This window comes from Mycobacterium sp. FW102-FHT13B02 (assembly GCF_058790275.1).
The window spans coordinates 82088-103909 of sequence record NZ_JBYTCM010000003.1; the positions used below are offsets into that span (position 1 = coordinate 82088).

The window sequence follows — 21822 nt, forward strand, 5'->3', positions numbered from 1 at the left end:
AAGGAGTCTCAGATGGGTGTACCGGTCTACAAACGCATTCTCGATCTGTTCGAGGCCGAAGGCGTCAACACGTTGTTCGGCATCCCGGATCCCAACTTCGTGCATATGTTCACCGAGGCCGCGGCCCGCGGCTGGTCCGTCGTGGCGCCGCACCACGAACTGAGCGCCGGCTTCATGGCCGAGGCCGCCTCGCGGATGACAGGGAAGCCGGGTCTGTGCATCGGCACGCTCGGACCGGGCGTCGCGAACATCGCCGGGGCGATGATGTGTGCCCTGGTGGAGAACTCACCGGTCATCTTCCTGGGCGGACAGCGAGCCCGTATCACCGAGCGTCGCGTGCGCCGCGGACGCATCCAATTCATCCAGCAGGAAGGACTTTTCGCGCCGTCGGTGAAGTACAGCAGCTCCATCGAGTACGCCGATCAGACCGACGAGATCATCCACGAGGCAATCCGCCGGGCCATGTCCGGCACCCCGGGCCCGGCCTACGTCGAGTTCCCGTCCCACGTGATCCTCGACGAACTCGATGTGACAGAGGCACCGAGCCCCGCGACTTATCGGCTCGTCAACCAGGGCGCGGGCGCCCGTGAGGTCACCGAAGCCACAAAGCTCATCCGGGACGCCAAGAGCCCGATCCTGCTGGTCGGCCACGGCGTGCACACGTCACGCACCCAGCAGGAGGTCAAAGAGCTCGCCGAGCTGATGAACTGCCCCGTCATCCAGACCTCCGGCGGCACGTCCTTCATCCCCGGCCTGCAGGACCGGACGTTCCCGTACCTGTTCTCGCCGGCCGCGAACCAGGCTGTAGAGGAATCCGACCTGTGCGTCGCGCTGGGCACCGAACTGGGTGAACCCATGCACTACGGCCGGACCCAGCACTGGGCGGCGGGCAACGCGAACCGCAAATGGGTCTACGCCGAGCAGGATCCGGCCGCCATCGGGGTCAATCGATCGTTCGACGTGGCGCTCGTCGGCGACCTGCGCGGAGTCGTCCCCCAGCTCGTGGAGGCACTGCGCGACACCCCACGCGCTCCGTCGGCCAACCTCGACGCCTTGGTCACGGCCGACACCGCCGAACTCGCCCAACTCGCGGAGACCGCACCTTCGGGACGGGCGCCGATCCACCCGGCGCGGTATGTCGTCGAAGCCACCAAAGCGTTCAACGAACTCGAGGACGGCATCATGGTGCGCGACGGCGGCGCGACCGTGATCTTCCAGTGGACCTATTCCCAGTCCAAGCCGCGCGACGTCATCTGGAATCAGAACTTCGGCCACCTGGGCACGGGCCTGCCCTATGCAGTCGGCGCGTCGATCGCCGAAGGCCGCAAACGCCCGGTCATGCTGTTGACCAGTGACTCGGCGTTCCTGTTCCACATCGCAGAGCTGGAAACCGCTGCGCGCGAGGGCGTGCCGCTGGTATGTGTGGTGGGTGTCGACCACCAGTGGGGCCTGGAGGTCGGGGTCTACAAGCGAACTTTCGAACAGCCGTCGCCCCAGCCCGGCGTGCACTGGAGCAAGGAAGTCCGGATGGACAAGATCGCCGAGGGCTTCGGCTGCCACGGCGAGTACGTTGAGAAGGACGACGAGATCGGGCCGGCCATCGCGCGGGCCTACGCCAGCGGAAAGGTCGCAGTGGTGCACGTGTGCATCGACCCGAAGGCGAACTCTGAGGAGATGCCCAAGTACGACCGATTCCGCACCTGGTACGCCGAGGGCACACAGTGAATTCGCCAAGGGCACACGATAAAGGAGAGGCAATGCGCGAGTATCTGCAGTTCTACATCGGCGGGCACTGGGTCGACCCGGTCGAGTTGAACCCGCTCGACGTCGAGAATCCGAGCACGGAAGACGTCGCCGGCCGCATCGCCTTGGGCTCGGCGGCCGACGTGGACAAGGCGGTCGTGGCCGCGCGCCGCGCGTTCGGCTCGTGGTCGCAGACCAGCCGCGAGGAACGTCTCGATGTACTGCAGGCGATCAGCGCCGAATACCTCAGGCGCCAAGGCGATCTCGCCGAGGCTGTGAGCGAGGAGATCGGCGCCCCGCCCGCGCTTGCCGCCGGCGCCCAGGTACAGCTCGGCATCGGACATCTCATGACCGCGATCGAAGTGCTCAAGAATTTCGAGTTCTCGCGCCGGCTCGGCAACACACTGGTGTCCAGCGAGCCGATCGGCGTCTGTGGGCTGATCACTCCGTGGAACTGGCCGCTCAACCAGATTGCCGTCAAGGTGTTCCCGGCTTTGGCGACCGGCTGTACCGTCGTACTCAAGCCCTCTGAGGTCGCCCCGTTCTCGGCGCAGATCTTCACCGAGGTCATCGAGGCCGCCGGCGTGCCCGCTGGGGTGTACAACTTGATCTTCGGCGACGGAGCCGGTGTGGGAGCGGCCATTTCAAGCCATCCGGGCATCGACATGGTGTCGTTCACGGGCTCGACGCGCGCCGGTATCGAAGTCGCGAAATCCGCGGCCCCGAGCGTCAAACGGGTCAGCCAGGAGCTCGGTGGCAAGAGCCCCAACATCGTGCTGGACGACGAGGCCTTCGCCACCAGCGTGGCCGCCGGAGTCTCGGCCATGATGCCGAACTCGGGTCAGAGCTGCAATGCACCGTCCCGCATGCTGGTGCCGAACTCCCGGATGGCAGAGGCGGTTTCGATCGCGACAGAGACCATCGAGGGCGTACGGGTAGCGGATGTCGACAACCCGAAAGCCATCGGGCCGGTCGCCTCGCGCGCGCAATTCGAGCGCATCCAGGGCCTGATCGCCAAGGGCATCGCCGACGGCGCGAATTTGGTCGCCGGAGGCGAGGGACGTCCAGCCGGAGTGGACCGCGGGTTCTACGTCCGGCCAACGGTATTCGCCGATGTCACCAACGACATGACGATCGCCCGCGAGGAGATCTTCGGGCCGGTGCTGTGCATGCTGGGATACGACGACATCGACGATGCGGTCGACATCGCCAATGACACGGAATACGGTCTGGCCGGCTATGTTTCGGGAGCCGACATCGAAGCCGCGCGTGCGGTGGCCGGCAGGATCCGGGCCGGCTGGATCTCGATCAACCACGCCTTCGACATGAATGCGCCCTTCGGCGGCTATAAGCACAGCGGCAACGGGCGCGAATGGGGCGAAGCCGGTTTCCATGAGTACCTGGAGACAAAGAGCGTCCTCGGCCACGGGTAGCACCCCGGTAGCAATGGAACCGCGGCCGGCTGAACACAGTTCAGCCGGCCGCGGTTTCGCGTACCGCAAACCGGATCCGCCACCGCGCAACTGATCTCCGCACGACGCACCGACGAGAATGGCGACGCCGGCAGTAACGCCGGCGTCGCCACATCGCCGTGAAGTCCGCTCCGACTTCGCAGGCGTTACACGGAAACGAGCCGGGCGAGGTTGCCGCCCATGATCTTTGCCTGATCGTCGACCGGGAGGTGCTGCAGCGCCGTCACGTAGTGCGTCGGCTCGGCCAGACCCTCGGGGTGCGGCCAGTCGGAACCGTAGAGCACCTGGTCCACACCCACCAGGTTGATCAGGTCGTCGATGCCCTCCTCATAGAATGGGCTGACGTGGATTCGGTTCTTGATCTCCTCCATGGGGTTACCCAGGAAGGACTCGGGCGCCTTCTTGTACACCTCGGCCATCTGATCGAGCAGCGGGAACATCCACTTCGACCCGGCCTCGACGATGCCGACCTTCAGCTTGGGGTGCCGGAACAGCGCACCGTGGATCACCCACGAGGCCACGGCATCCTGGATCGGACGCCATTCGTTGAGGATCGCCATCGCGTTGGTCTGGAACGGCAGCATCTCCTGCGCCGCGCCGTCCCACTCCGAGGTGTAGCGGGAGTAGCCGCTGTCGGACGAGTGCATCCCGATGAAGACGTCGTACTCGACACACTTCTGCCAGAACGGATCGAACTCGGGCAGTGCGAACGAGCGCGGCCCACGGAATCCGGGCACCGGCGCCGGGCGGACGAGGATGGCGCGGGCACCTCGCTTGACGCACCACTCCAGCTCTTCGATGGCCTTCTCCACGATGGGCAGCGTGATCACCGGTGTGGTGAAGATGCGGTTCTTGTAGTTGAAACCCCACACCTCGTCCAACCATTGGTTCAGCGAGTGGATGAGAACGTGGATGGCGACCGGATCGTCGCGCAGCCGTTCCTCGATCAGGCTGGCCAGCGTCGGGAACATCAACGTGCGATCGAGGCCCAGCTGGTCCATGAGCTCGAGCCGCGGAGCGGGCTCGAAGAAGGCCGGGATGGCCTTCATGGGCTCGCCGAAGAGCTCACGCCGAGTCTTGCCCTCCGGGTTGCCGTACTTGAAGTACTCCTCCCAGGCGCCCGGCCGCGCCACCACCGAGAACGTGGGGTTCGGGATGTAGTTGCTGATCTGGCCCCGGATCGCGATCTTGGTGCGGCCGTTGACCTCGACGTACTGGACGACGTCCTGATACTCCTTCGGCAGGTACTTGGTCAGCGCCTCCGGTGGCTCGTAGAGGTGGTTGTCCGCGTCGAACAGCGGAAACGGAATATCGACCCGATGCGACAGTTGTCCCATGAAATTCTCCTTCGCGAATCATGAGAATCTTATTCTCATATGGCGCGAACACGCAATCGCCTACAGCCGGTTGCTGATCGGGGACTAGTTCTCGGTGACCGGATCGAGCTTGCGGAGGTGGCGATCGAAGTACGCGAGGATCTCGTCGTGACCGACGGAGACCCCGAGCGCGGCCTCCATGGTCAACAGCTGCGACATCCCGACGATCAGGGAGATCGCCACGATCGGGGGCAACTCGTCGGCGTCGATGCCGTATTTCGCCAGAACCGAGCCGACCAGCTCGGCCTGCCCTTCCAGGAACTGCTGCGCGGCACCGGCGATCTCGGATCCGAGCTCTTTGCGATGGTTGGCCAGCGCCGCGTACTCCATGATCAGCGCGGTGTCGCGGTTCTCGATGAGGAAGGTCCACAGCGCCCGCAGCGGGTTCGGAGCCAGCAGGATCATCGACTGTGCCGCCAGGCCCTGCTCGGTTCTGCGCCGGAAAGCGGCCAGGAACAGATCGTCCATGGTGCGGAAGTAGTAGTGGACCAGTTGCGGCTTGAGACCGGCCCGTTCGGCGACCCGCCGCGACGTCACCGCGGCGTAACCCTCGTCGAGCATCAACGCCTCGGCGGCGTCGAGTAGGGCCCCGCGGTTCTTCGCCTCGGGTCCGCCGATCCTTCGCTCCGATGCCATGCCGTCACAGTCCGTTCTCGATCGCCGCCGCGCCGATCGTAATTGTCCACATCCCGCCGTGTGACCTTGACCACGCCACAACCCAGATGCTAAGCAAGTGCCCAGCACTTTGGTTGCAAATCGATGCCTGGAGGCCAGCCCACATATGACGAACTTCGACGAGGTCGACTACTACACCGACCAGTCACTGGTGCCCGACCCACACCCGTACTTCGACCATCTGCGCAGCAAGTGCCCGGTCACCAGAGAGAAGCACTACGGCGTGGTGGCGGTGACCGGCTGGGAAGAGGCCAACGCGGTCTACAAGGACGCCGACTCGTTCTCCGCATGCGTCGCGGTGACCGGGCCATTCACCCCGCTGCCGTTCGCCCCCGAGGGCGATGACATCTGCGCCCAACTCGCCGAGAACCGCACCGCCATCCCGATGTTCGAGCACATGATCACGATGGATCCGCCCGAGCACACCCGCGCCCGCTCGCTGCTGTCCCGGCTGCTGACGCCCAAGCGTCTCAAGGAGAACGAAGACTTCATGTGGCGGCTCGCCGACCGCCACATCGACGAGTTCATCGCCGACGGCAAATGCGAGTTCTTGGCCGCCTACGCGCGGCCGTTCTCCTTGCTCGTCGTCGCCGACCTGCTGGGCGTCCCCGAGGAGGACCACGAGGAGTTCCGCCAGGCGTTCGGCGCCGAGCGCCCCGGCACTCGCGTCGGCGCACTCGACCACGAACCACTCGCATCGAACCCCCTGGAATGGGCCGACGAGAAAGTCGGCCAGTATCTCGAAGACCGCCGCAGCCACCCCCGCGACGACGTGCTGACCTCGCTAGCCACAGCCAAGTACGAGGATGGGTCGACACCCGAGATCAGCGACGTCGTCAAGACCGCGACGTTCCTCTTCGGCGCCGGTCAGGAAACGACGGCCAAGCTGCTGACCGCTGCGATGCGCTTCCTGGGCGAGCAGCCCGAGCTACAGAAGCGGCTACGCGAGGACCGCAGCCGCATCCCGAACTTCGTCGAAGAATGCTTGCGCATGGAAAGCCCGGTGAAGACGTTGCACCGGTTGGTGCGCAAGACGACGAAGGTCGGCGACCTCGACACCCCGGCCGGCACCGTCGTCATGATCAGCCCCGGCGCGGTCAACCGTGATCCACGGCGGTTCGACCAGCCCCACGAATTCCAGTTGGACCGCAAGAATGTTCGCGAGCACCTGGCTTTCAGCCGGGGCGTGCACTCCTGCCCGGGGGCTCCACTGGCCCGCGTCGAAGGCCGGGTGTCGTTGGAGCGGATTCTGGACCGCCTGGGCGACATCCAGCTCGACGAGGCCGCCCACGGCCCCGAAGGCAACCGGCACTACAACTACGAGCCGACCTTCGTGCTGCGCGGCGTCACCGACCTGAGCATCAACTTCACCCCGCTGGCCGCCAAGGCCTGACCTGCGAGAAGAGCAGATGTCCCCCAAAACCGTTGTTTTGGGGGACATCTGCGCCTTACGACGACCGCTACGTGACCGCGCCGGCCGACTTCAGTTCGATGATCCGGTCCCAGTCCATCCCGAGCTCCAGCAGGATCTCCTCGGTCTGCTCGGCGAAACCGGGCGCGGGGCCCGTCTGTGGCGGAGCGACGTCGAATTGCACCGGGTTGGCGACCAATTCGAGTTCTCCCGCCTGCACCAGGTAGTCATTGGCCCGAACCTGGGCGTCCCGGGCAGCCTGCAGCGTGTCCTGGACCGGTGCCCACGGACCGGAGAGCGTGGTGAACCGCTCGCGCCACTCCGCCAGCGTCTTGGTCGCCATCGCCTTGCCCAGAATCTCCACGGCCACTGCGGTATTGGTCGCGATGTCCTGCGCCGTCGCGAACCGCGGATCGTCGATGTACTCGTCCAGTTCCATGTGCCGGCACACGTCGGCCCAGAACTTGGTCGGCTGCATCATGACCAGCGAGATGATCCGCCCGTCCGACGTTTCATAAAGGCCCACAAGAGGATTGATGGGCGAACCGTGCACACCCGGGGCCGGCGCCTCCATCAGCTTGCCGAGGTGGGACGTCAGCGCGACGGTGTGCCCCAGGGACCACAGGCCGCTGCCCAGCAGCGAGACGTCGACGATCGACGGCTCGCCGGTGCGCTCCCGTTTGAACAGCGCCGCGGCGATGCCCCCGGCCAGGTTGGTGCCGGAAATGGTGTCACCGTAGGCCGGGCCCGGTGGCGCGATCATGCCGGGCATAGCTGGTGGCGTGATGGTCGCGGCGGTGCCGGCCCGGCACCAGAACGCGGTCATGTCGTAGCCCCCCTTTTCGGACTCCGCACCGCGCGGGCCCAGTGCGCTGCCGCGCGCATAGATGATCCCCGGGTTGACCGCCCGGATGTCGTCGACATCGATGGCGAACTTCTTGCGGTGACCGGGCAGAAAACTGGTCAGGAAGACGTCGGCACGACGCGCCAGCTCCAGCAGGACCTCGCGTCCCTCGGGGACCGCCATGTCGAGCCCGATGCTCCGTTTGCCGCGGTTGGCGTGCTCAATGTTGGGGTTCGGGTCGCCCTCGACGCGCAGCGTCCCGGTCTGCCGGAGGCCGCGCTGCGGATCGCCGGTCACGGCATGCTCGACTTTGATCACGTCGGCACCCCATTCGCCGAGCACCGCACCGCCCGACGGCACGAACCCATACATCGCGACCTCCAGCACGCGGACACCATCCAAGGGCCCCATCCGACCTCCTCTGTTCGGAAACATCATTCTTCAATTTCGGTAATCCTACTCGCATACCATGCATTTTCCGCCAGTCAATCGGCGATCTGGCCGACAATCGACAGACCGCAGGCCAGGTGAAACTCGACTATCGACGCAGGTGGAGCTCGTTATCAGCGGTTCTATTGCGGGACAGCGAAGTTGGAGAGTATCGTTCTCAAAATCGGAAGGGAGATTTCTTTCAGTGATCTACAACGGTGCCCTGTCGTGAAGAATGCCGTCGTTACCGGAGGTGGGTCCGGCATTGGTCGCGCCATCGTCGCGCGGCTGCGCGCCGATGGCCTGAACGTCGCGACCCTCGACCTCAATCCGTCAGACGACGAGTTCGGCTTCACTGCCGACGTCACCGACCGTGCTCAGGTCAATGCCGCGCTCGACGGCATCCGCGAGAAACTCGGACCGGTCACCGTGCTGGTGAACTCTGCCGGACTGGAGAAGTTCAAGCGATTCACCGACCTCGAATTCGCGGACTGGCAGCGAGTGATCGATGTCAACCTCAACGGTGTCTTCCACTGCATCCAGGCGGTACTGCCGGACATGCTGGAAGCGGGCTGGGGCCGCATCGTCAACATCTCGTCTTCGAGTACCCACTCCGGGCAGCCCTACATGTCGCCTTACGTCGCCGCGAAGTCGGCCGTCAACGGGCTCACCAAATCGCTGGCGCTGGAGTACGGGCCCGCCGGCATCACCGTGAACGCCGTGCCACCGGGCTTCATCGACACGCCCATGCTGCGCAAGTCCGAAGAACGCGGCTATCTGAAGGTCCAGCAGAGCATCGACGCGACCCCCGTGCGCCGCATCGGCCGCCCCGAGGACATCGCCGCCGCGTGCGCGTTCTTGATCTCCGAAGAGGCCGGTTACATCACGGGACAGATTCTGGGCGTCAACGGCGGACGAAACACTTAGCGAGGGAAGGCTTTTCAATGACTTCAGCGGGGCGGGTAGCGGGCAAGGTCGCCTTCATCACCGGTGCGGCGCGCGGCCAGGGCCGCAGCCATGCGGTCCGACTGGCCGAAGAGGGCGCTGACATCATCGCCGTCGATCTGTGCGAGGACATCGAATCCATCGGATATCCGATGGCCACGCCCGAGGACCTCGACGAGACCAAGAACCTGGTGGAGAAAACCGGCCAGCGCATCGTCACTGCGCACGCCGACGTCCGCGAGGTGACGCAGCTGCGGACGGCCCTCGAAGCAGGGCTGTCCGAGTTCGGCACGGTCGACATCGTCCTCGCACAGGCCGGTATCGCCGGCATGAAAAGTGATGTCCCCCTTCAAGCCTGGATCGACACGATCAACACCAACCTGATCGGCACCATCAACGCGATCCAGGTGTGCCTGCCCCACCTCAAGGAGGGTGCCGCCATCGTCGCGACGGGTTCGACGGCCGCCCTGATGGACGCTCACCTGAAGATGAACCCGGGCAACGACATCGGCGGTTTCGCCTATATGACGTCGAAGCGCCTGCTCTCCCAATATGCTCATGACCTCGCCACCGAGCTCTCCCCGCGCGGCATCCGCCTGAACGTGGTGCACCCCACCAACGTCAACACCGCGATGCTGCAGAGCCCGCCGATGTACAAGTCGTTCCGGCCCGACCTGCCGAACCCGACGCGCGAAGACGCCGAGCCGGCCTTCGGCATCCAGCAGGCCATGAAGATCAACTTCGTGGAACCGGAGGACATCAGCAACGCCATCCTGTGGCTGGTCTCCGACGAGGCCCGGTACATCACCGGTACCCAGTTGCGGGTCGACGCTGGCGGTTACCTCAAGTGGTACGACTACCACGTCTGATCGGGAGTGACAGTGAAGGTTTGGGTTGACGGGCAGCGCTGCCAGGGTCACACGCTGTGCGCGATGATCGCGCCGGATGCGTTCGTGCTCAATGACATCGACGGCACGTCGTCACCGGTTGACGAAGTCGTGGCGCCGGGGCTCGAGGACGCGGTCCGCGAGGCCGCGCACTCCTGCCCCGAGCAGGCCATCACGATCGAAGACTAGCGAGAAGCCAGACCGCGCATGAGAACAGCAGGGAGACAGGAACTTTGAGCGTCCAGGACGAGCGCAAGAAGGACACCTTCCACTTCGACCGGCACACCCCGGAGTACCGGCTGCAGTTCGAGCAGATCACCGAGGAGATGCAGGCGCAGTGCCCGGTGGCCTGGACCGACACCTACAACGGTCACTGGGTGGCGGCCGACAGCAAGCACGTCTTCGAGTTGGCACGCTGTCCCGTCGTGTCCAATCACCACGACGTCAGCGGCGAGACACCGTTCCAGGGCATCACCATTCCAAAAGCCAGCCGTGCCAGCGTCGTTCGGGGTGGCATCCTCGAGATGGACGAGCCCGAACACAGCACCTACCGCGGCGCGCTGAACCCGTACCTCTCCCCTGCCGCCATCAAGCGCTGGGAGCCGTTCGTCGACGAGATCACCCGCGCCGCGCTGGACGAACACATCGAGTCGGGCCGCATCGACTTCGTCGAGCATCTCGCCAACGTGGTACCTGCGGTGTTCACGCTGGCGATGATGGGTATCGAACTGAAGAAGTGGAACGTCTACAGCGAGCCCACACACGCGTCGGTGTACACGCCCGAGCACGCGCCCGAACGCGAGAAGATCAACGAGCAGCACCGCGAGATGGGCATCGACATCATCAACAACATGATGGAGATCCGGCAGAACCCGCGGCCCGGCCTGGTCAACGCGATGCTGCAGTTGCGGATCGACGGCGAGCCGGCCCCCGACCTGGAAATCCTGGGGAACCTGGGCCTGATCATCGGAGGCGGCTTCGACACCACGACCGCGCTCACCGCGCACGCGCTGGAATGGCTCGGCGAACACCCGGACGAGCGTGAGCGGCTCAGCCGCGAGCGCGCGACTCTGCTCAATCCCGCCACCGAGGAATTCCTCCGCTTCTTCACCCCCGCTCCGGGCGACGGCCGCACGTTCTCCGACGATGTCGAGGTCGAAGGCCAGCAGTTCAAGCGCTACGAGCGGCTGTGGCTGTCGTGGGCGATGGCGAACCGCGATCCAGCCGTGTTCGATCGGCCGAACGAGCTGATCATGGATCGAAAGGGCAACCGGCACTTCAGCTTCGGCATCGGTGTGCACCGCTGCGTCGGATCAAACGTGGCGCGCACGGTATTCAAGTCCATGTTGACGGCGGTGCTGGACCGGATGCCCGACTATGTGTGTGAACCCGAGGGCACAGTGCACTACGACAGTATCGGCGTCATCCAGGGCATGCGGAATCTGCCGGCTCACTTCACCCCGGGCAAGCGCCTGGGCGCGGGCCTCGACGAGACGCTGGAGAAGTTGCAGCGCATCTGTAACGAGCAGGAGCTGGCCCGGCCCATCACCGAGCGCAAGGACGCTGCCGTCATCTAGATCTGTCGTCCAGGTCCGTCATCTAAGTTGGGATTTGACCCTCACGCGACGTGAGGCACCAGTCTTATCGATGTGACGCAGGAGATGCCGGTGGACGGACTCACCGTGGGCGAAGTCGCGCAGCGCTTCGGCATCACGGTCCGGACCCTTCACCACTATGACGACATCGGGTTGTTGACCCCCAGCCGGCGAACCGCCTCGGGCTACCGGGTGTACACCTCGGCGGACCTGACGCGCTTGTCCCACATCATCGTCTACCGCAGGCTCGAGTTCCCTCTCGACGAGATCGCGAGCCTGCTCGATGAGGGCAACGAGGTCAGCCACCTGATTCGTCAGCGCGAACGCGTCATGTCCCGGCTCGACGAGATGAAATCTCTTGTCGAGGCCATCGATCAGGCTTTGGAGAAGGCAATGACGAACACCCCGATGACCGACGACGACATGCGCGAACTCTTCGGTGACAGCTTCGACGACTATCAGGCGGAGGCCGAGCAGAAGTGGGGTGAGACGCAGGAGTGGAAGGAATCACAGCGCCGGGCCAAGTCCTACGGCAAGGAAGACTGGATGCGGATCAAAGCCGAGGGGGAAGCCGTCGAGAAGGCGCTGTCCGACGCCTTCCGCGCGGGCCTTCCGGCCGACTCTCGGGAGGCGATGGACGCGGCAGAGCAGCACCGACTCCACGTGAATCGGTGGTTCTACGACTGCCCGCCGGCTTTCCACCGGAACCTCGGCGACATGTATGTCAGCGATCCCAGGTACGTCGCGACCTATGACGAATCGTTCGGGCTCCCAGGCCTTGCGGCCTACTGCCGTGCGGCCATCCACGCGAACGCGGACCGAACCGGCCACTGACCGGTTCGGCAGGGAGTCAGCGTGGTCGCGGCAGCCCCAGCACGTGCTGGGCGATGATGTTGCGCTGAATCTCGGAGGTGCCGCCGGCGATGGTGCCGCCGAAACTGCGGGCATAGCGCTCGAACCAGCTGACGAAGTAATGGTCGAGGTTCATGTGCTCGTAGCGGCCCGACGTCGAGGGATGGTTGAGACCCTCGATTCCCGCTGCCGACAACGCATTCTCGAGCGCGGTGCGTTCCGCCTCCGAGCCGAGGAGCTTGAGCACCGACACCGACTGGGTATCCATCTCGCCGCGGGAGGCCCGGGCCAGCGCCGCCGAACCCATGGCACGCAAGGCGTGGTAATCCATGATGGTCGTGGCGTACTGGTCGCGCTCGAGTGCTGTGCGCGGCCGGAAGTCCGCGATCATGTTGGCGATCCGGTCGGCGAAACCCAGCCACATCATGGTGCGCTCGTGGCCGAGCGAACCGTTGGCCACGCCCCAGCCGCCATTGAGTGGACCGACCAGGTTCTCCGCGGGAACCCTTGCGTCCGTGAAGAAGACCTCGTTGAAATCCAGGTTCTCCTGGCTGCACAGGTCCGCGAACGGCCGGCACACCACACCCGGCGTATCGGTCGGGATGATGAGGACGCTGATGCCCTTGTGCTTCGGGGCATCCGGGTCGGTCCGGACGAACGTCAGTAGGAAATCGGCGTCGTGTGCGCCGGAGGTCCACACCTTCTGTCCGTTGACGACGAAGTGGTCACCGTCGAGCACTGCGCGGGTGCGCAACGATGCCAGATCCGATCCGGCGCTCGGCTCGCTCATGCCGAGCGAAGCGGTCTTCTCACCGCGCAGGACCGGCACCGCCCAGCGGTGCTTCTGCTCCTCGCTGCCGAACGTAAGCAGCGACGCCGCAATGATATTCACGCCCTGCGGGTTGAAGCTGTGGTAAATCCGGCGCCGGCACAGCTCGTCGAGGTGGACGAACTGCTGCACCACCGTGGCATTGCGGCCGCCGAACTCCGGCGGCTGGGCGGGCAGCAGCCAGCCATTCTCGAACAGCAACCGCTGCCAGTCACGTGCCCACTGCGGCATGTGCGACACCGATCGAGGCCGCTCCAAAGTCTCTGTCTCCGTGGGCAGGTGCTCGTCGAGAAAAACCGAGAATTCGGCGCGGAAGGCCTCGACGTCGGCGTCATACGAGAGTTGCACGGTACTCCTCTGCGATCATTGCGCGGTGTTCTGCGGCGCCACCGAGCATCAGCTCGCCGGCCTTGGCGCGCTTGAGCGCGAACTGCAGATCGTTCTCCCACGTGAATCCCATGGCGCCGAACGATTGCAGACCTTGCCGGAACACCAGGGCCTGGCACTCCCCCGCCGAGGCCTTGGCCATCGCCGAGGCCAGGCGCCGGCGCGGGTCGTCGACACTGATGGTCAGTGCCGCGAAATACGCCAGCGCGCGGGCTCTTTCGATGGCGACATGCATGTCGGCCGCCTTGTGCTGCATCGCCTGGAACGACCCGATGGGGACGCCGAACTGCTGGCGTTCCTTGATGTGCTCCAGCACCAGATCAAGGATGCGCTGGCACGCGCCCACCATGTGCACCGCCATACCGGTCAGCGCGACATGGCGGCCGCGCTCGATATCGGTCCCGAGGCGCGCGGAGTCCGGCACCTGCACACCGTCGAACGACAGGTCGGCGACATGCAACGCGGGGTCGAACACCCGGTCCCGCCGCACGCTCACCGTTGACGCATCGACAAGGAAGACGCCGGCACGAGTCGCCACGGCCAGCCGCTCGGCGCGGTCGCCGTCCAGCACGTAGCGCGCGGTGCCGTCCAGCGCCCATCCTCGGCCCTCGCGGCGCGCCGAGACGCCGCTGTAGACAGCGGCGCCGGCTTCTTGCGGGTCGAAGCGTTCCCCGGCCAACGGCGCGAACTGGGTCATCGTGGACAGGAACGGCGTGGGATCGGTGGCCCGGCCGAGCTCCTCGAGCACGATGGCCAATTCGACGGCGTTCTCCGGGTCGGTCATCTCGGTCCAGCCGGCATCCACCCAGGTCCCCCAGAGCGGAGCCGGGTCGGCGTCGTATTCGGCGATGGCCCGGATCAACGTGGGCGGGCACTGCTTGGTTACGGCATCCCGGACGGTCTCCTGCCATAACCGCTGATCAGCGTCGAACTCCAAAAGCATGCGGCGCCTCCTACGGCTAAATTCGGTCGCGAAAGTGAGAATAGCATTCTCTTTTGAGGTAATTAAGATTTACACTAGGTCGAGAGCTCGGGAGGGCAGCCTTGTGATGGAACACGACGACGGGACACGTACCCCCGTCATCGATGCCAGCGTGCACATCTTCTTCGGATCGAACCGGGACCTACGGGGTGTGCTGCGTGAGCCGTTCAAGAGCCGCGGCTTCCCGGACTACGAAATGGATTGGTACGGCGCGCCCGGTGGCGAGTACGCCCCGGGGACCGTGGGACCCGAAGGCCAGTACCCCGGATCTGATCCCGACGTCGTCGCCCACCATCTCTTCGACGACCGCGGCGTCGATGTTGCTGTGCTGCATCCGATGTCGCGCGGCATCATGCCCGACCGGCACCTCGGCAGCGCGCTGGCGGCGGCACACAACGAGATGCTCGTATCACGCTGGCTGGAGCATCCCGAATTCGGCGACCGCTTCCGCGGCACCATCCGAATCAACCCCGACGACATCCCCGGTGCCCTGCGCGAAATCGACAAGTACAAGGACCACCCGCGCGTAGTGCAGCTCGGCATCCCGCTCCAGTCGCGCGAACTCTTCGGCAAGCCACAGTTCTGGCCGTTGTGGGAAGCCGCCATCGAGGCGAACCTGCCGGTGGCCGCCCACATTGAGGTGGGCGCCGGCATCGCCTCGGCGCCGACGCCGTCAGGCGTGCCGAACACCTACGAGCAGTACGCCGGCTTCATGGCGCTGAACTTCCTCTACCACCTCATGAACATGATCGCCGAGGGCGTCTTCGAGAGGATGCCTGAGCTGAAGTTCGTCTGGGCCGACGGCGCCGCCGATCTGCTGACCCCGTTCATGTGGCGCATGGACTGTTTCGGCAGGCCGCACCTCGAGCAGACGCCGTGGGCGCCGAAGATGCCCAGCGACTATCTGCCGGGCCATGTGCATTTCATCCAGGGTGCGCTGGACGGACCCGGCGAGGCCGAATTCGCCGGCGAATGGCTGGGTTTCACCGGCAAGGACGACATGCTGATGTACGGATCCAGCTACCCGCACTGGCAACTCAACGACCTCACGGTGACCAGCAGCTATACCGCCGAGCAGCGCGACAAGCTGTGCTGGCGAAACGCCGCGAAGCTGTACGGCATCGCGGTACCGGTCGGCGTGTGAGGAAGGAAGGACCGCAATGAGTGTGTCTGTCACGCAACGCAAGCCGGCGGCCGAGCGCATCGCCGTCCGGTGTGTCGATTCCGATGTGCACCCGGCCCCGCGCCGCGGGGAGTTGATTCAGTACATCCCGGAGCCCTGGCGCACCAAGTACTTCCTCGCCCGTAACGTCGGCGAACAGATCTACTACGACGCTCCCGATTACGCGCACACGTTCGCGATGCGTGTCGACGCGTTTCCACCGGATGGTGAATTCGCCTGCAGCGACCCCGACCTCGCCTTTCAGCAGCTGATCATGCAAGCGGGTGCCGATATCGCGATCCTGGAACCCGCCGCGTATCCGGCGCGCATCGGTGGCGCCAACCATGCCCTCAATGTGGCGCTGAACGAGTGGCAGCTGCATCACTGGCTCGACAGTCACAACAACTGGCACGAACGCTGGCGTGGCTCGATCTGCGTGGCCATCGAGGAACCGCACGCCGCCGCGGCGGAAATCGAGCGCCTGGCCGGCCACCCCTTCCTCGGCCAGATTCTGATCAAGGCCGAGCCGCGTCCCGCATGGGGCGACCCGAAATACGATCCGGTGTGGGCCGCAGCCACCAAGGCCGACATGCCGGTCAGCTGTCACTTGTCCCGCAGCCACCACGAAGAACTCCCCATGCCGCCGGTTGGCATGCCGAGCTACAACCACGACTTCATGGTCACCTACTCGCTGCTCGCGGCGAGCCAGGTGATGAGCATGATCTTCGAGGGACTGTTCGACCGATTCCCCACGCTGCGAATCGTTTTCGTCGAGCACGCGTTCACCTGGATCCTGCCGCTCATGTGGCGCATGGACAGGCTCTACGAGGCGCGCAAGCCGTGGCTCGACATCAAGCGCAAGCCGAGCGAGTACGTCAAGGACCACATCAAGTTCACCACCCAGCCGCTGGACTATCCCGAGGACAAGACCGAGCTCACGCGAGCATTCGAGTGGATGGAGTGCGAGAAGATCCTGCTGTTCAGTTCGGACTACCCGCACTGGACGTTCGACGACCCCCGTTGGCTGGTCAAGCACCTGCCCGAGCACGCGCGCGAAGCCGTGATGTTCCGCAACGGCATCGAGACGTACAAGCTCCCGACCACGGTGCCGGCGCTCGAGGGACAGGTCCGGGTGTTCTGAGTTGAGTGAACCAACTGAGCCCCGGCTCGCGCAGGGGCGCGAGCACGTCGTCGCCACCGTCGACGAAATCCCGCCGGGTACACACAAACTGGTGCCCATCGGACGACACGGCGTCGGCGTGTACAACGTCGGCGGCACGTTCTACGCCATCGCGAACTATTGCCCGCACGAAGGCGGTCCGTTGTGCTCGGGCCGCCCGCGCGGCCGGACCATCGTCGACGACAGTGTGCCGGGCGACGCCGTGATGGTTCGCGATATGGAGTTCATCTACTGCCCCTGGCATCAGTGGGGCTTCGAATTGGCTACCGGGACAACAGCGGTGAAGCCCGAGTGGAGCATCCGGACCTACCCGGTGCGGGTCATCGGCGACGAGGTGTTGGTGCAGGCATGACAAACCCATTTTTCGCGAGCGTGCGTGTTTGCACACGACACGCCGCCCATTGCGGGCACTTTGCGCACGCTCGTGGAGGTGAATCGTGAGCGCGCCCGCGAAGCCGGGCCCCACACTGGGGCGCGGCGAGCAGACCATCGAGATCAATGGCGGCAACGTCGTATACGAAATCCTGGGCAAAACAGGCGATTTCATCGCCCTGACGCCCGGAGGCCGATTCAGCAAGGACATTCCGGGCCTGCGCCCCTTGGCACAAGCCCTCGTCAAGGGCGGCCACCGGGTGCTGCTGTGGGACCGGCCCAACTGCGGCAAGTCCGATGTGCAGTTCTACGGTCAGAGTGAATCGCACATGCGGGCCGAAACGCTGTACACGCTCATCTCCAAGCTGGGCATCGGACCCTGCATCCTCGCCGGCGGCTCGGGCGGGGCCCGGGATTCGATGCTCACCGCGATGCTCTTCCCCGAGATCGTCACCAAGCTGGTCGTCTGGAACATCGTCGGCGGCGTGTACGGCTCCTTCGTCCTGGGCTCGTACTACATCGTGCCGAGCATCCTGGCCGTCCGCGGTGCGGGAATGAAAGGTGTTGCCCAGGTTGACGAGTGGCGCGACCGTATCGCCGACAACCCGGCGAACGCCGCTCGCCTGCAGGCCTACGATGCCGATGAGTTCCTCAAACTCATGCTGCGGTGGCTCAATGCGTTCGTGCCCAAGCCCGGCCAGACGATCCCGGGGGTAGAGGACGAGATGTTCGACAACATCACGGTGCCCACCCTGATCATCCGTGGCGGTGAGAACGACCTGGACCACCCGAAGCGGACGTCACTGGAAGTCAGCTGCCTCGTCAAAGGTTCGCAACTGATCGACCCACCGTGGCCGGAAGACGCCTGGGAGCGCGCAAACGAGGACCGGGCGGCCGGAAAGGTCAAACACTTCAACATGTTCGACACCTGGGTGCAGGCCGCGCCGCCGATCCTGGAATTCCTCCGCCGATGAATTCATACCGTGCGGATGCGCACCTCACAATTCAGCGATGCCTCCAGCGCCGTGTGAATGCGGCTCTCCGGAATTCGCTCCAGGTCCACCAAGGCCAGCGTCACCGTCACGATGTCGAAACCTTCGGAGCCGGGCTCACGTGCGACCTCTCCGGTGATCCCGAAACGCGCCAGCACGCCGTGCGCGTCGTCATCGGTACCGCGACTGACGTAGGTGACGACGCCGAGCTCCGGCGCGGTGCCGAATGCCTTGGCGCACAGAGCGACACCGGATTCCGGCGCGCGTCCGGCGATCAGCAGCTGCACCTGGCGACGCCGGGGCGGTATCGCCGCCAGGTCCACGTCGATCACGTCGACACCCGCCGCGGCGGCCAGCTCCTTGAGGACCGTCATGGCGTCCGCTAACTGCTCTGACGTGAGTTCACCCGCGGGGTCGACATCGACCCGCACCACCGCCGTGCGCATGCCGCTCAGCCTAACGGTGGCCACCTGGCCAGGACTCACCCCGCGGCTGCTGCGTGCCGACGGCGAGCACAGCGCGGGCAGCGAGGACTGCGACACCTACGTCGCCGCCGGCGGCTATCGCGATCTCACCGACCCCGACCGGCTGCTCGGCGAAGTCGAACGCTCCGGGCTCCGCGGCCGCGGCGGCGCCGCATTCCCCATGGCGGTCAAGCTGCGTTCGGTCCGGGCGGGCGGCCGTGACCGCGGCGGAGCGATCGTCGTCGCCAACGGCGAAGAGGGTGAGCCGGCGTCCATCAAAGACCGTTGGCTGCTGCGCAACCGGCCCCATCTCGTACTGGACGGCCTGCGGCTGGCGGCGACCATCGTCGGCGCCCACAGAGCGTACGTCTATGTCTCAGACCCTGCCTCCGCGGCCAGCGTGGAAACCGCTGTTGCGCAGCGGCATTCGGGGCCGCCCGTTGAGGTGGTGACGGTCACGCCCGGGTATGTCGCCGGCGAGGAGACCGCCGCGGTGCGCGCCATCAACGGTGGTCCGGCCAAGCCCACCGACAAACCGCCGCGCCCATTCGAGCAGGGTGTCGCCGCGCTGCCCACGCTCGTCAGCAATGTGGAGACGCTGGCGAATCTCCCCCACATCCACGCGTATGGCGGCCAGGACTTCAGATCCGTCGGCACCGCGTCATCGCCGGGCTCGTTCCTGGCGACCATCACCGGCGCCGGTCGCCCGCCCGCCCTCTATGAGCTGCCGCACGGCGTGGGATTCGCCGAGGTACTCGAAGTCCACGGCGTGCCGGCCGAAATCGCGACGGGTGCCCTGATGGGCGGCTATTTCGCCGGCCTCCTGGGCCCAGGTGTGTTGGATGCGACGCTGGACCACGAGGCCCTGGGTAGTTTGGGCAGCGGTCTGGGCTGCGGCGCCATCTCGATCCTGAACGGCGATTGCCCGGTGGCCGTCGCCGCATCGGTACTGGCGTACTTCGACCGAGAGAACGCCGGGCAGTGCGGGTCATGCTTCAACGGCACCGCGGCGATGGCCGCCGCCGCGAGGGGTCTGCGCGACGGCGTCGCGACCGGCGACGACATCGCCCGGCTGCGGAGGTGGTCGCGCGAGCTGCGCGGGCGTGGCGCGTGCGCGACGTTGGATGGCGCCGCGAACATCGCGGCCAGTCTCCTCGATCAATTCCCCGCCGAAGTCGCACGTCACCTGGAGAACGGCTGCCCGGCATGCCAATCCGGTGATTTCCTCCCGGTGCGGCCCTATGAAGTGGAGGCGGTGATGATGGCATGAGGATCCGCCTGGACCGGACGATGTGCGACGGGTTCGGCATCTGCGCCAAGCATGCACCGTCGTACTTCTCTCTCGACGACTGGGGTTACGCGACACTCGTCGGCACCGGCGAGGTACCCGAGGCAGACCAGCCCGCCGTCATGCGCGCGGTACTGGATTGCCCCGTGCACGCCATCATCGAAATGACCGGCGGCCCACTCGCTGCGCCCACACCCGCGCCGATTCACGCTGAGGCACCCGAACCACACCCAGAGACCGACGCCAACGAAGCAGAATGGGGATTTGTCCGTTGACTCGCATGCCGCTGCCGCAAGTGACGCCTGAGAACGAGTTCTATTGGACCGCAGGCGCCGACGGAGCGCTGCGCATCACCGAATGCGAAAACTGCAACGCGCTGATCCATCCGCCGGCGCCGGTCTGCCGCTACTGCCGCGAGCGAAAGATGGGCGTCCGCACGGTGTCCGGTCTCGCGACGCTCATCGGCTTCACGCTCAACCAGCGATTCAGCATTCCCGGGTTGCCGGCACCCTACGTGGTGGCCCAGGTGGCGCTGGTCGAAGATCCGCGAGTCCGCCTGACCACCAACATCATCGACTGCGATCCCGGGCAGCTGGCCCTGGGCCAGCAGATGGAAGTCGTCTTCGAGCAGCACGAGGACGTGTGGCTGCCACTGTTCCGTCCGGTCGCCGCCCAGCCGGCGCTGGCTCCGCTGCCGACCGACGAAATCGAACCCCAGGACTTCGCCAGACACGTGCGGCCGATGATCACCACCGAGAAGTTCGAAGACAAGGCTGCCATCACCGGTATCGGCGCCTCGCAGATGGGCCGCCGCCTGATGCTGGACCCGCTGGCGCTGACCGTCGAGGCGTGTGAGAACGCCATCGCCGATGCCGGGCTGACCATGGACGATATCGACGGGCTGTCGACCTGGCCCGGCGCGGGCCTCCCCGGCCCCTTCGGCGAAGGCGGGGTGACCGCGCTGGAGACCGCCCTGGGCATCAAGCCGACCTGGTACAACGGCGGGCCCGAGACTTTCGGCCCCGGCGGCTCGGTCATCGCGGCCATGCTGGCCGTCGCCGGTGGAATGGCGCGCCACGTGCTGTGCTTCCGCACCCTGTGGCAGGCCACCTACGACGAACTCATGAAGCAGGGCAGGGCCGCCCCGATGGGCGGGACCCGCACCACCAGTTGGCAGATGCCGTTCGGCGCGACGTCGGCCGCACACACCTTGGCGCAGAACGCGCAACGTCATATGCACCGCTACGGCACCACCAGGGAGACGCTCGGCTGGATTGCGCTGAACCAGCGCGCGAATGCCGCGCTGAACCCGACGGCCATCTACCGCGATCCGATGACCATGGACGACTATCTGAACGCCCGGCCCATCACGACACCGTTCGGGCTCTACGACTGCGACGTGCCGTGCGACGCGTCCATCGCCGTCATCGTGTCGGCCGTCGACGTGGCCCGCGACCTCGCCAAGCCGCCGATCCGCGTGGAAGCGGTCGGCACCCAAATCCTCGAACCGATCGAGTGGGACCAGAGCACGCTGACCCACGAACCGCAGGTGCTCGGCCAGGCCGCCCACCTGTGGACCCGAACCGACCTGAGGCCCGCGGATGTCGACGTCGCCGAACTCTACGACGGGTTCACGTTCAACTGTCTGTCCTGGATCGAAGCGCTCGGGTTCTGCGGTATCGGGGAGGCCAAGGACTTCCTCGATGGCGGCGCCAACATCGCCCGCGATGGCGTGCTGCCCCTGAACACCCACGGCGGTCAGTTGTCGCACGGCCGCACCCACGGCATGGGCCTGGTTTACGAGGCGATTTCGCAGTTGCGCGGCGAGTCCGGTGAACGTCAGGTCGCCGATGCGCGCGTGGCGGTGGTCAGCAGTGGCGGCCTCACCCCCAGCGGGGTGCTTCTCCTACGGACCGACTCGTGAGTGCGGCGAGCAG

Annotated in this window: 21 protein-coding genes; 15 read left to right on the forward strand and 6 right to left on the reverse strand. The window is 65.6% G+C overall.

Annotated features, from left to right (window positions below; genetic code table 11):
- Positions 1–12 precede the first annotated feature (12 nt).
- Both AC3WTE_RS05940 and AC3WTE_RS05945 read left to right on the forward strand, forming a co-directional pair.
- Positions 13–1725 carry a thiamine pyrophosphate-binding protein gene (locus AC3WTE_RS05940; protein ID WP_492436432.1) on the forward strand — a complete coding sequence of 571 codons (1713 nt, stop codon included), beginning with the start codon at positions 13–15 and terminating at the stop codon, positions 1723–1725.
- Positions 1726–1757: 32 nt separating this feature from the next.
- A complete protein-coding gene (locus tag AC3WTE_RS05945) occupies positions 1758–3176 on the forward strand; it encodes an aldehyde dehydrogenase family protein (RefSeq protein ID WP_492436434.1) in 1419 nt (472 codons plus the stop codon).
- Between the two features lie 185 nt (positions 3177–3361).
- On the opposite strand, the gene AC3WTE_RS05950 is transcribed toward AC3WTE_RS05945, so the two are convergent.
- On the reverse strand, positions 3362–4552 hold the full coding sequence (locus AC3WTE_RS05950) for an amidohydrolase family protein (RefSeq protein ID WP_492436436.1): 1191 nt from the start codon (positions 4550–4552) through the stop codon (positions 3362–3364).
- 84 nt (positions 4553–4636) lie between these two features.
- Entirely contained in the window at positions 4637–5227 is a 591-nt protein-coding gene (locus AC3WTE_RS05955) for a TetR/AcrR family transcriptional regulator (RefSeq protein WP_459365926.1), read from the reverse strand.
- Positions 5228–5372: 145 nt separating this feature from the next.
- On the opposite strand from AC3WTE_RS05955, the gene AC3WTE_RS05960 reads away from it, so the two are divergent.
- Positions 5373–6659, forward strand: a complete 1287-nt coding sequence (locus AC3WTE_RS05960; RefSeq protein ID WP_492436437.1) for a cytochrome P450 — start codon at positions 5373–5375, stop codon at positions 6657–6659.
- A 67-nt stretch (positions 6660–6726) separates the two neighbouring features.
- On the opposite strand, the gene AC3WTE_RS05965 is transcribed toward AC3WTE_RS05960, so the two are convergent.
- Positions 6727–7932 carry a CaiB/BaiF CoA transferase family protein gene (locus AC3WTE_RS05965; protein WP_492436438.1) on the reverse strand — a complete coding sequence of 402 codons (1206 nt, stop codon included), beginning with the start codon at positions 7930–7932 and terminating at the stop codon, positions 6727–6729.
- Between the two features lie 246 nt (positions 7933–8178).
- On the opposite strand from AC3WTE_RS05965, the gene AC3WTE_RS05970 reads away from it, so the two are divergent.
- The 5 genes from AC3WTE_RS05970 (at position 8179) to AC3WTE_RS05990 (ending at position 12211) form a co-directional block, all read left to right on the forward strand.
- Positions 8179–8877 (forward strand): SDR family NAD(P)-dependent oxidoreductase, encoded by a 699-nt coding sequence (locus tag AC3WTE_RS05970; RefSeq protein WP_492436439.1) that lies wholly within the window; start codon positions 8179–8181, stop codon positions 8875–8877.
- Between the two features lie 17 nt (positions 8878–8894).
- The gene (locus tag AC3WTE_RS05975; RefSeq protein ID WP_492436440.1) at positions 8895–9764 is read left to right on the forward strand and encodes a mycofactocin-coupled SDR family oxidoreductase; all 870 of its coding nucleotides are present in this window, start codon (positions 8895–8897) and stop codon (positions 9762–9764) included.
- Positions 9765–9776: 12 nt separating this feature from the next.
- On the forward strand, positions 9777–9971 hold the full coding sequence (locus tag AC3WTE_RS05980) for a ferredoxin (RefSeq protein WP_138231335.1): 195 nt from the start codon (positions 9777–9779) through the stop codon (positions 9969–9971).
- Between the two features lie 44 nt (positions 9972–10015).
- A complete protein-coding gene (locus AC3WTE_RS05985) occupies positions 10016–11359 on the forward strand; it encodes a cytochrome P450 (RefSeq protein WP_492436441.1) in 1344 nt (447 codons plus the stop codon).
- Between the two features lie 90 nt (positions 11360–11449).
- Positions 11450–12211: a MerR family transcriptional regulator gene (locus AC3WTE_RS05990; protein ID WP_492436821.1), complete on the forward strand. Its 762-nt coding sequence runs from the start codon at positions 11450–11452 to the stop codon at positions 12209–12211.
- 16 nt (positions 12212–12227) lie between these two features.
- On the opposite strand, the gene AC3WTE_RS05995 is transcribed toward AC3WTE_RS05990, so the two are convergent.
- Together AC3WTE_RS05995 and AC3WTE_RS06000 are read right to left on the reverse strand one after the other, a co-directional pair.
- Entirely contained in the window at positions 12228–13406 is a 1179-nt protein-coding gene (locus AC3WTE_RS05995; RefSeq protein ID WP_492436442.1) for an acyl-CoA dehydrogenase family protein, read from the reverse strand.
- Entirely contained in the window at positions 13390–14388 is a 999-nt protein-coding gene (locus AC3WTE_RS06000) for an acyl-CoA dehydrogenase family protein (RefSeq protein WP_492436443.1), read from the reverse strand. The genes AC3WTE_RS05995 and AC3WTE_RS06000 overlap by 17 nt, the downstream gene beginning before the upstream one ends.
- Before the next feature lie 106 nt (positions 14389–14494).
- Here AC3WTE_RS06000 and AC3WTE_RS06005 point away from each other — a divergent pair, with 106 nt between their 5' ends.
- The 4 genes from AC3WTE_RS06005 to AC3WTE_RS06020 all read left to right on the forward strand — a co-directional run bounded on the left by AC3WTE_RS06005 (position 14495) and on the right by AC3WTE_RS06020 (position 18115).
- On the forward strand, positions 14495–15571 hold the full coding sequence (locus AC3WTE_RS06005; protein ID WP_492436444.1) for an amidohydrolase family protein: 1077 nt from the start codon (positions 14495–14497) through the stop codon (positions 15569–15571).
- A 16-nt stretch (positions 15572–15587) separates the two neighbouring features.
- Entirely contained in the window at positions 15588–16730 is a 1143-nt protein-coding gene (locus AC3WTE_RS06010) for an amidohydrolase family protein (protein WP_492436445.1), read from the forward strand.
- A gap of 1 nt (position 16731) precedes the next feature.
- Complete coding sequence (locus AC3WTE_RS06015; protein WP_492436446.1) at positions 16732–17121, forward strand: Rieske (2Fe-2S) protein; 390 nt, start codon at positions 16732–16734, stop codon at positions 17119–17121.
- Positions 17122–17206: 85 nt separating this feature from the next.
- Complete coding sequence (locus AC3WTE_RS06020; protein ID WP_492436447.1) at positions 17207–18115, forward strand: alpha/beta fold hydrolase; 909 nt, start codon at positions 17207–17209, stop codon at positions 18113–18115.
- Between the two features lie 2 nt (positions 18116–18117).
- Here the strand turns inward: AC3WTE_RS06020 and AC3WTE_RS06025 are convergent, their stop codons facing one another.
- Positions 18118–18579: a hypothetical protein gene (locus AC3WTE_RS06025; RefSeq protein WP_492436448.1), complete on the reverse strand. Its 462-nt coding sequence runs from the start codon at positions 18577–18579 to the stop codon at positions 18118–18120.
- Here AC3WTE_RS06025 and AC3WTE_RS06030 point away from each other — a divergent pair.
- The 3 genes from AC3WTE_RS06030 to AC3WTE_RS06040 are packed head-to-tail and all read left to right on the forward strand — an operon-like array spanning position 18578 to position 21809.
- The gene (locus AC3WTE_RS06030; RefSeq protein WP_492436449.1) at positions 18578–19867 is read left to right on the forward strand and encodes an NADH-ubiquinone oxidoreductase-F iron-sulfur binding region domain-containing protein; all 1290 of its coding nucleotides are present in this window, start codon (positions 18578–18580) and stop codon (positions 19865–19867) included. The two genes, AC3WTE_RS06025 and AC3WTE_RS06030, sit on opposite strands and share 2 nt — an antisense overlap.
- Complete coding sequence (locus AC3WTE_RS06035) at positions 19864–20160, forward strand: ferredoxin (protein WP_492436450.1); 297 nt, start codon at positions 19864–19866, stop codon at positions 20158–20160. Before AC3WTE_RS06030 ends, AC3WTE_RS06035 begins: the two co-directional genes overlap by 4 nt.
- Before the next feature lie 5 nt (positions 20161–20165).
- Positions 20166–21809, forward strand: a complete 1644-nt coding sequence (locus tag AC3WTE_RS06040; protein ID WP_492436451.1) for a thiolase C-terminal domain-containing protein — start codon at positions 20166–20168, stop codon at positions 21807–21809.
- The last annotated feature ends 13 nt before the right edge of the window (positions 21810–21822 follow it).

Coding starts and splice junctions, on each gene's coding strand:
- AC3WTE_RS05975 (WP_492436440.1), top strand. CDS start 8,895: ATGACTTCAGCGGGGCGGGTAGCGGGCAAGGTCGCCTTCATCACCGGT.
- AC3WTE_RS06030 (WP_492436449.1), top strand. CDS start 18,578: ATGCCGCTCAGCCTAACGGTGGCCACCTGGCCAGGACTCACCCCGCGG.
- AC3WTE_RS05965 (WP_492436438.1), bottom strand. CDS start 7,932: ATGGGGCCCTTGGATGGTGTCCGCGTGCTGGAGGTCGCGATGTATGGG.
- AC3WTE_RS06010 (WP_492436445.1), top strand. CDS start 15,588: ATGAGTGTGTCTGTCACGCAACGCAAGCCGGCGGCCGAGCGCATCGCC.
- AC3WTE_RS06005 (WP_492436444.1), top strand. CDS start 14,495: ATGGAACACGACGACGGGACACGTACCCCCGTCATCGATGCCAGCGTG.
- AC3WTE_RS05945 (WP_492436434.1), top strand. CDS start 1,758: ATGCGCGAGTATCTGCAGTTCTACATCGGCGGGCACTGGGTCGACCCG.
- AC3WTE_RS05940 (WP_492436432.1), top strand. CDS start 13: ATGGGTGTACCGGTCTACAAACGCATTCTCGATCTGTTCGAGGCCGAA.
- AC3WTE_RS06035 (WP_492436450.1), top strand. CDS start 19,864: ATGAGGATCCGCCTGGACCGGACGATGTGCGACGGGTTCGGCATCTGC.
- AC3WTE_RS06000 (WP_492436443.1), bottom strand. CDS start 14,388: ATGCTTTTGGAGTTCGACGCTGATCAGCGGTTATGGCAGGAGACCGTC.
- AC3WTE_RS05950 (WP_492436436.1), bottom strand. CDS start 4,552: ATGGGACAACTGTCGCATCGGGTCGATATTCCGTTTCCGCTGTTCGAC.
- AC3WTE_RS05955 (WP_459365926.1), bottom strand. CDS start 5,227: ATGGCATCGGAGCGAAGGATCGGCGGACCCGAGGCGAAGAACCGCGGG.
- AC3WTE_RS06025 (WP_492436448.1), bottom strand. CDS start 18,579: ATGCGCACGGCGGTGGTGCGGGTCGATGTCGACCCCGCGGGTGAACTC.
- AC3WTE_RS06040 (WP_492436451.1), top strand. CDS start 20,166: ATGCCGCTGCCGCAAGTGACGCCTGAGAACGAGTTCTATTGGACCGCA.
- AC3WTE_RS05960 (WP_492436437.1), top strand. CDS start 5,373: ATGACGAACTTCGACGAGGTCGACTACTACACCGACCAGTCACTGGTG.